This is a genomic window from Actinosynnema sp. NPDC023658 (assembly GCF_040639995.1).
Lineage (GTDB): Bacteria > Actinomycetota > Actinomycetes > Mycobacteriales > Pseudonocardiaceae > Actinosynnema.
Genome location: NZ_JBFAAX010000287.1, coordinates 1 through 7,558, shown reverse-complemented (window position 1 = coordinate 7,558; position 7,558 = coordinate 1). Strand labels below are relative to the sequence as shown.

1 protein-coding gene is annotated in these 7,558 nt (G+C 67.7%); it reads left to right on the top strand.

What is annotated here, in order from left to right:
• Positions 1–123: 123 nt before the first annotated feature.
• On the top strand, positions 124–7,558 hold a 7,435-nt coding region (locus tag AB0G02_RS24005), incomplete at its 3' end, for a DNRLRE domain-containing protein (protein WP_360797707.1).

The following is a 7,558-nucleotide window of genomic DNA, read 5'->3' as shown; positions in this document are numbered from 1 at the left end:
TACATGCGTGGATCGCGACGTTTTGGCATGCCCGGACGACTTGCCGTCGTGGTCGTTTTCGTCGCGTTGGTGTTCGTGGGGCTTCCTGTCGGTCCGCCGCTTTTTTCGGGTGAGTGGCCGAGTGTGAGTTCGGCGCTGGCCTGGCTCGACGGTCTGTTCACCCCGTCGGCATCGGCCGAGGCGAAGGAGCCGGAGCCCCAGGTCGAGGCCGCGCCGCCGCGTGACCCGGCTGAGCGTGTCCGGGAGGTCACCGAGCTGCGGTCGGAGACCGCCCGGGTGTTCCAGCGCGTGGACGGTCAGTTCGAGGCCGAGGTGTCCGCGCGTCCGGAGCACTACCGCGACGCCGAGGGCCGGTGGCAGCCGGTCGACACCGCGATCCGCCCGGACGGCCGTGATGGTTTCCGGTTCGGCAACGACCGCAACGCCTTCCGCAGCTCTTTCGGCGACAAGTCCGACAAGTTGGTGCGGTTCGAGCACGGTGGCAGGCACATCGCGTTGGGCGTCGACGCGGAGCAGAAGTCGCTGACGCCGGAGGTGGAGCGCAACACCGTCGTCTACGAGGACGCCTTCGAGGGCGCGGATCTGGTCTACCAGGTCGGTGACTCGCTCAAGGAGAAGATCGTCCTGGACCGGGCCCCGACCGAGGCGGTCTACCGCTTCACCCTCCAGGTGGGTGGGGTCACGGCGAAGGCCGAGCCGGACGGGTCGATCGGTTTCTACCCCGGTCCGGATGCCGAGGGCACGCCGCTGTTCGTGATGCCCAAGCCGTTCATGCACGACAGCCGTGACGACGGCGCGTCGCCGTACGGCAAGGCGTGGAGCGACAAGGTCACCCAGACCGTCGAGCAGCAGGGCGCCAAGACGACCATCACCGTGCGCGCGGACCGCGACTGGCTGGCCGCGCCGGAACGCGAGTACCCGGTGGTCATCGACCCGACGATCACCATCCAGCCGACCGTCACGCAGTCCCAGGACGTGATGATCGCCCAGGACCTGCCGACGTCGAACTTCGACGGCAACTGGCGGCTGTCCACCGGCACGACCAACGCCACCACGACCACCGCCTATCGCAGCCTGCTCCGGTTCGGCCTGGGCAGCGTCCCGTCCGGGGCCACGCTGAGCTCGGCGCAGCTGAAGATGTACTACGACCAGGACTTCGACCCCACCGGCAAGGCGGTGGAGATCGAGGCACGGCGGGTCACGAAGGCGTGGGACGAGGCCACGGCCACGTGGAACTCGATGAACACCGCGTTCGCGGAGGCGGCCACCGGCACCCAGACCAAGCCCGCCACCGTGTCCAGTGCCTGGCACTCGTTCGACGTGCGCAACCTCGTGCAGTCGTGGCTGTCCGGAGCCACCGCCAACTACGGGTTCATGCTGAAGACGAAGACCGAGGCGCCGCAGCTGGGCGGGTTGCGCTACGAGGCGGCCGAGTACGCCTACAACGGTGAGACGGCGAATTCGCCGAAGCTGGTGCTGGTCTACGGCCGTCCAAGCGCGGTGCTGGACGCGCCGACGACGATCCACGCCACCGGCGCCGAGCTGTCCTGGTCCCCGTACGTGGACCCCGACCCGGCCAACCCGGCCGACGACCTGGTGGAGTACCAGGTCCACCGCACGGTGTTCCAGACGTTCACGCCGTCACCGTGGACGCTGGTGGCCCCGCTGGCACCGGGGACGACCAGGTTCGCCGACACCACGGCCGCACCCACCGCCGCCGATTCGTCCGACCCGTTCGGCGCGGCCTATTACTACATGATCGTGGTGAAGACGCGTGACGGACAGTTGGTGCCGTCCACCACCGAGCTGGTCCGGCTCCCGAAGGCGGGGCGGGTCGTCAAGCTCTACCAGAACCTCACCGCCGACACTCATCCCGACACCACGCTGTCCAGCGCCCAGCCGACCGCGAACCACAACAGCCCCAACGGGCAGGCGTGGCAGCTGGTCGGCAAGGAGAGCAGCAGCTTCGGCACCACCCGGTCCATCGTGGACTTCGGCGACCTGACCGACATCCCGGACACGGCGAGGATCCTCGACGCCGAGGTCGAGCTGTGGACCACCACCACTGTGGGTACCAGCGCCGTCTTCGACGCGCACCCGTTGGCCAAGCCGTTCGTCGAGGGCCAGGCGACGTGGCAGCGCGCCTCCACCGCGACGGCGTGGACCACACCGGGCGGTGACATCGGGCCCGCGTTCGACAACGTGCCGACGATCACCAACGACCCCAAGTGGCACGTCTGGGACGCCACCGGCACGGTGCAGGGCTGGATCGGCAACCGCGCCTCGAACAACGGCGTGCTGGTCAAGCTGCGCGACGAGACCGCGTCCGGCCCGACGCAGCGTGCGATCTTCCTGTCCGGCGAGGCGGTCGAACCTCAGCTGCGGCCCAAGCTGGTGGTCACCTACACCGCGCCGACGCCTGAGCTGACGTACTACACCGCCGACACCCCGTCCACCCGGATGGTGCCCGGTGACGAGTACACGTTCCCGGTGACCCTGGCCAACACCACGACCACACCTTGGCGAGCGGCCAACCAGGTGCTGTCCTACCGCTGGACCCTGCCCGACGGCACCGACGTCACCACCGGCGGCAACCGCCTGGAGACCGCCCTGCCCGCAGACGTCGCGCCGGGCGCGTCGGTCACCGTGCAGGCCAAGGTGAGGACGCCGATCCAGAGCGACTCGGGCAACAAGCGCGAGCAGTACGTGCTGAACTGGGACCTGCTCGACCGCACCACCGGCCAGTGGCTGTCGCAGACCGGGAACCTGCCCGCTATGCCGCAGAACGTGACGGTGGAGGACCCGACCTCCGACCAGTTGGGCCTGGAGAAGTTCTACCAGTACATCGGCACCGGCACGGGCAACGACTCCGGGTTGAAGGTCAACCCGTACGTGGGCAACGTGGTCTGGAACCACGACCCGTTCAGCAACCCCGGCCGCGGCCTGGCGACGTTCGTGCGGATGACCTACAACAGCGTCGACACCGCGTCGACCTCCATGGGGCAGGGCTGGTCGCTGGCCGCATCCAGCATCATGCGCCTGGGCACACCGCTGGACCTGCACCCGAAGGGGCAGGACTACCCGACCACCACCACTCTCACCGACGGCGACGGCACCAGCCACACCTTCGAGCTGAACAAGAACGGCAGCACCGACCCGACGCGCTGGACCTACGACCGCCCGGCCGGCGTCCACCTGTTCCTGCAACGCGATGGCGCCGCCGACCAGTCGCGCCGCTGGAGGATGACCCGCCCCGATCGCACCGAGTTCTTGTTCGACGAGGGCGGCTGGCTCACCGCCATCCGTGACAAGAACGCCAACGAACTCCAGTTCGCCTACACCGAGCGCAAGTCGAACAACCAGCCGCGCAAGTTCCTCTCCTACATCACCGACCCCGCCGCGCGACGCACCCTGGCCTTGGATTATTACGAGAAGGGGCAGGCGTACGCCTACTACGAGAACGGGGTCCGCAAGACCGGGACGAACCTGACCAACCCGAAGATCATCGACCAGGTCGAGACCATCAAGGACATCTCCGGCCGCACCCTGGCGCTGACCTACAGCGACAAGGGCCTGCTGGAGGAGCTGGTCGACGGCGCGGGTGACGCGAAGGCCAAGACGTTCCGCTTCGCCTACGACGCCACGCAAGGCAACAAGAACGTCAAGCTCGTCAAGGTCACCGACCCGCGCGGCAACGCCACGGACCTGTCCTACTACACCGCCCCGGTGGACCCGAAGGACAAGTGGAAGATCCGGACGATCACCGACCGCGGTCGCGGCGTGTCCACCTTCTCCTACGTCGACCCCGACGGCACCGCAGGCTCGACCATCGAGGCCACCACGGTCGACGCGCAGAACAAGACGACCAAGTACACGATGGACAGCTACGGCCGTCCGACGAAGGTCGTCAACGCCAAGAACGAGACCACCGAACTCACCTGGGACGCCGACAACAACGTCGTGGCCGCCAAAGCGCCCAACGGGGCCTTGACGACGTGGACCTACGACCAGAAGACCGGTGTCCCCACCTCGATCCGCGACCCCGAGGCGAACAAGAACAACACCTCGGCCGGCACTCTCGGGTACCAGTTCGGGCTGAACGGCTACACCGCCGACCTCATCTCAAAGGCCAGTCCCGAGGGACGCCGATGGGCCTTCGCCTACGACACCAAGGGCAACCTGACCTCGGTCACCGACCCCAAGGGCACGTCGACCACGGTGGCGGGCGACTACGAGACGACGTACACCTACGACCAGTACGGGCAGCTCCTGGTCGCCACGGACGCCAACGGCAACCCGACGACGTACTCCGACTACGACCCGGTGGGTTTCCCGCGCACGACCAAGGACGCGCTGAACAACAGCACCACCACGGTGTACGACGTCCGGGGCAACGTCACCTTGGTGACCGACGCCCGCGGGAAGACCACCACGCAGGCCTACGACGTCTTCGGCAGACCGCTGGAGTCGCGCGTCCCCAAGGACGCAGCCGCCGGCGACTTCATCATCACCCCGGCCCCGATCTACGACGCCAACGACAACGTCACCACCGAGACCGCCCCTAACGGCGCGGTGACCACGGCCGTCTACGACGCGCTGGACCAGGTGACCACCGCGTCCATGCCCAAGGACGACCCGTCCGGACCCGCTCGTACCGCGTCGTTCACCTACGACAAGGTCGGCAACGTCCTCAGCGAGACCTCTCCGCTGGGCAACCTGACCCCCTCCGACCCCAACGACTACGTCACCAGGTACGAGCACGACGACATCTACCAGGTCGTCGCGGCGGTCGACGCCCTAGGCGGACGCGCCACCGTCACCTACGACAACGTCGGCAATCCCGTCACCGTCACGGACCCGCGCAAGAACGCGACCGCGGACCCGGCCGACTTCACCACGAAGTACACCTACGACCTCAACGGCAAGGTGCTCACCGAGACCGACGCGGCCGGGCACGTCCTGCGCAACGAGTACGACCGCGACGGCAACGCCGTGGCCAACACCGACCAGGACGGCAACCGGGTCGAGATCCGGTTCGACGAGCGCGCCAAGCCCGTCGAGATCAAGACGCCGCACAAGCTCGACGGTGCCACCCTGGTCAGCCGGACCACCCGCTACGAGTATGACGAGGTCGGCAACCGCACCCGCGAGATCACCCCGCGCGGCGTCGAGACCGCCGACGACCCCGACGACTTCGTCCGCCAGACCAGCTACGACCAGCTCAACCGGGTGAAGGAGGAGATCCTCCCGTACGACCGGGACGACTCCCGGTACAACACCCCCGACAAGATCATCAGCAGCTACGACGCGGTCGGCAACCTGGTGGAGACCAGCGCCCCGCCGTCCGGCACGCAGACCGTCCGCAACATCTCCAAGTACACCCACTACGACAACGGCCTGATCCGCACCTCCACCGACGCCTGGGACATCACCACCCGCTACGAGTACGACGCGCTGGGCGGCCAGACCAAGGCCACGCTCAGCAGCGCGGGCGACTCGGTGAGCCGCACGATCGTCAACACCTACTTCCCGGACGGCAAGCTCCGCACCAAATCCGATGACGGCGTGCCGGTCGGCAAGCACGTCGCGCTGGTGGACAACTCCGACACCTCGACCTCCACGGTGGGCACCTGGGCCACCTCGGGCACGGGCACCGGCTACCAGGGCTTCGACTACCGCACCGCCGCCGCCGGCACCGGGACGTCCACGTTCACCTGGACCCCGGTCGTCGCCGCCAACGGCACCTACGAGGTGTCGGTCCGTTACGCGGCCGGCACCGCGACCAACGCGCCCTACACCGTGCACCACGCCGGCGGCACCACGACCGTCACCGTGGACCAGAAAACCCGCGTCGGCGAGTGGGTGAGCCTGGGCAGCTACACGTTCACCGAGGGCAGCAGCCACAAGGTGGTGCTGACCAACGCCGCCAACGGCACCGTGGTCGCCGACTCCGTGCGGCTCGTGCGCGACAACAGCGGTGACACCGACACCGAGCAGAAGACCTTCGCCTACGCCTACGACGCCAACGGCAACCTCTCCTCGCTGACCGACAGCGGTTCGGGGGCGCGGGTCGACACCTACGCGATGGCCTACGACGGCCTCGACCGGCTCGCCAAGGTCGAGGAGAAGCTGGCGGGCGCCGTGCGCGGCACCACCGGCTTCACCTACGACCCCATCGGCAACCCGCTCACCCGCATCCACGACCGGCAGAACGCCACCTTCGACTACGACCCACGCGACCTGGTCAGCAAGGTCATTAACACCGAGTCCGGCGACACGGCCAAGGTCACCACGTTCGACTACACCAAGCGCGGCGAGATCCTGAAGGAGACCCGCGGCAACGGCAACTTCGTCGACTACACCTACTACCTCGACGGCGCGATCAAGGACCAGGTCGAGAAGACCTCCACCGGCACGCTGCTCGCCGAGCACCACCTGGAGTACAGCCCCAACGGGCACCGCACGCGTGACGCCGCGAAGCGGATGAACGCCGACGACAACTCCGCCTACCTCGACCACGTCTACGACTTCACCTACGACCCGCGCGACCGGATCGCCAAGCTCACCCGCTCCGCGGCCGGCGGCGGTGTCCAGGAGACCGAGACCTACGTCCACGACGCCAACGGCAACGTCACCCAGGAGACGATCGAGGGCAAGACCACCGACTCCACCTACGACCGCAACCGGCTGACCTCCAGCACCAGCGGCGGGTCGACGTCGACGTACAACTACGACCCGCTGGGTCGCCTCGACACCGTCACCTCGGCTGGGAAGGTCCTGGAGAAGTACGCCTACGACGGTTTCGACCGCGTCGCCTCCCACCGGCAGCTCAAGCCGGACAACTCCACCGAGACGACCAAGTTCACCTACGACCCCTACGACCGCACCACCTCGCGAACGGAGAAGGCGGGCGGTTCGGGGGAGGAGACTACGGTCTTCTCGTTCCTGGGGCTCTCCGACGAGGTGGCCGCCGAAGAGATCAACGGCACGCTGAAGAAGAGCTACACGTTCGGGCCGTGGAACGAGCGGCTGGGCATGGTCAAGCACGACGGGACCAAGGAGTACTCCTTCTACTCCTACAACGCCCACACCGACGTCGAGGTGCTCACCAAGGGAGACGGCAAGGCCCGCGCCACCTACGGCTACACCGCCTACGGCAAGGACGACACCCAGGTCTACACCGGCGTCGACAAGCCCGACCCCACCAACCCCGACAAGAAGCCCTACAACACCTACCGCTTCAACGCCAAGCGCATGGACGCGGCCACCGGCGACTACGACATGGGCGCCCGCGACTACGACCCCCAACTCAACCGCTTCCTCACCCGCGACATGTACAACGGGGCACTGGCCGACCTGTCGCTGGGCACCGACGCGTTCACCATGAACCGCTACGCCTTCGCGGGCGGCAACCCGATCTCCGGCATCGAGATCGACGGCCACCTGTTCGGCATGAGCTTCTCCGACATCGGCCACCTCGCCCTCGACGTCGTCGGCCTGGTCCCCGTCGTCGGCGAGGTCGCCGACCTGGCCAACGCCGCCTGGTACGCCGCCGAAG